The sequence below is a fragment of the Mesorhizobium sp. M7A.F.Ca.US.005.03.1.1 genome (genome assembly GCF_003997975.1).
Classification (GTDB): domain Bacteria; phylum Pseudomonadota; class Alphaproteobacteria; order Rhizobiales; family Rhizobiaceae; genus Mesorhizobium; species Mesorhizobium ciceri.
Genome location: NZ_RZRO01000204.1, coordinates 1 through 2216, shown reverse-complemented (window position 1 = coordinate 2216; position 2216 = coordinate 1). Strand labels below are relative to the sequence as shown.

Sequence of the window (2216 nt, the reverse complement as noted above, 5' to 3'; positions counted from 1 at the left end):
GATCAGACTTGAAAGCATCAGCAAGCAGAACGGCCGTCAGCTTGTCTTCATCGAAGCGTCGGCGTCCCTGCAGAAGGGCGAGAAGGTCGGCCTCGTCGGGCCGAACGGCGCCGGCAAGACGACGCTGTTTCGCATGATCACCGGCCAGGAGCAGCCAGACGAAGGCCAGGTGCAGGTCGATCGCGGCGTCGCCATCGGCTATTTCAGCCAGGATGTCGGCGACATGGAAGGCCACAGCGCTGTCGCCGAAGTGATGAACGGCGCCGGGCCGGTCAGCGAAGTCGCGGCCGAAATGGCGGCCCTCGAGGCGGCCATGGCCGATCCCGAGCAGGCCGACCAGATGGACGAGATCATCGAAAAATATGGCGAGGCGCAGCACCGCTTCGAGGAACTCGACGGCTATGCGCTGGATGGCCGCGCCCGCGAAGTGCTGGACGGTCTCGGCTTTTCGCAGGAGATGATGGACGGCGATGTCGGAAAGCTGTCCGGCGGCTGGAAGATGCGCGTGGCGCTGGCCCGCATCCTGTTGATGCGGCCCGACGCCATGCTGCTCGACGAGCCGTCGAACCATCTCGACCTGGAGAGCCTGATCTGGCTGGAATCCTTCCTGAAGAACTATGATGGCGCGCTGTTGATGACCTCGCACGACCGCGAGTTCATGAATCGCATCGTCAACAAGGTGGTCGAGATCGACGCCGGTTCGCTGACCGCCTATTCCGGAAACTACGAATTCTACCAGCAGCAGCGGGCGATCGCCGACAGGCAGCAGCAGGCTCAGTTCGAGCGCCAGCAGGCGATGCTGGCCAAGGAGATCGCCTTCATCGAGCGCTTCAAGGCGCGCGCCTCGCATGCCGCGCAGGTGCAGAGCCGGGTGAAGAAGCTGGACAAGATCGACCGCGTCGAGCCGCCGAAGCGCCGTCAAACCGTGTCCTTCGATTTCCTGCCGGCGCCGCGCTGCGGCGAGGATGTCGTGACGCTGAAGAACGTCCACAAGGGCTATGGCAGCCGCAGCATCTATGAGGGGCTCGACTTCCAGGTCCGCCGCCGCGAGCGCTGGTGCATCATGGGCGTCAATGGCGCCGGCAAGTCGACGCTTCTGAAGCTGGTCGCCGGCGCTTCCGAGCCCGATACCGGCACGGTCGCGCGGGGCCCAAGTGTCAAGATGGGATATTTCGCCCAGCACGCCATGGAGGTGCTGGAAGGCGAGCGCACTGTGTTCCAGACACTGGAAGACGCGTTCCCCCAGGCCGGCCAGGCGCCGCTCAGGGCACTCGCAGGCTGCTTCGGCTTTTCCGGCGACGAGATCGAGAAGAAATGCCGTGTGCTGTCAGGCGGCGAGAAGGCGCGGCTGGTGATGGCGCTGATGCTGTTCGACCCGCCCAACCTTTTGGTGCTGGACGAGCCGACCAACCATCTCGACATCGCCACCAAGGAGATGCTGATCACGGCACTTTCGCAGTACGAGGGCACCATGCTGTTCGTCTCGCACGACCGGCATTTTCTGGCGGCGCTCTCCAACCGCGTGCTGGAGCTGACGCCCGAAGGCATCCACACCTATGGCGGCGGCTATACGGAATATGTCGAGCGGACGGGGCAGGAAGCGCCGGGCCTGAGGAGCTAACGGCTACCTCAGCGAGATGCTCATGCCGCTGAGGTCGGCGTTGACCTGCAGGCCGACCTGCCTGCCCGTCAATTCGAGCTGGGCGCCCTTGTCATTGGTCATGACGATCACCTGAGCCCCCTTGCCAAGCGCGCCGCCACCGCCCGCCGCACCGTAGACCCCGGTCACATCCCGCGCACGTTTGATGTGGCGCACGGTACCTCGGAAATAGGTCTTGGAAACGCCGAAGGCGAGACCGCCCGAGACGCCGCCGACCGAGATGGGATAGCGGCGGCCATGGAAGGTCAGCGTTCCTTCGCCTCCGGAGCCACCGACGAAGAAGGCCGCCTTGTAGACGGCGAAGCGGATGGTGCCGCTGTCGGCATGCGCGGCGCTGGCAAAGCCGATGCTTGCGGTGGCGATGGCGGCAACCGCGATGGAACGAAATCCGGATGAAATCTTCATGGTGAGAACTCCTCAATGTCGCCGCTTTGCCGGCCGGGATGTCAGCGTGGGATCAAAGCTACAACTGAACAGTCTCGCCCGTGGTTTGGTTCCAGGCCCCGTGATTTGGTTCCAGGCATCGTTCGAATCCGGCTGCGGGAAGGCCGGGGAG

Annotated in this window: 2 protein-coding genes; one reads left to right on the top strand and one right to left on the bottom strand. The window is 64.2% G+C overall.

What is annotated here, in order from left to right; translation table 11 throughout:
* The first annotated feature begins 1 nt into the window (after window position 1).
* Window positions 2-1621, top strand: coding sequence for an ABC-F family ATP-binding cassette domain-containing protein (locus tag EN990_RS35115; protein ID WP_245469243.1), 1620 nt, complete (start codon window positions 2-4; stop codon window positions 1619-1621).
* Window positions 1622-1624: 3 nt separating this feature from the next.
* Here EN990_RS35115 and EN990_RS35110 read toward each other — a convergent pair whose 3' ends face one another.
* On the bottom strand, window positions 1625-2065 hold the full coding sequence (locus EN990_RS35110; protein ID WP_024501715.1) for a hypothetical protein: 441 nt from the start codon (window positions 2063-2065) through the stop codon (window positions 1625-1627).
* Window positions 2066-2216: the final 151 nt, after the last annotated feature.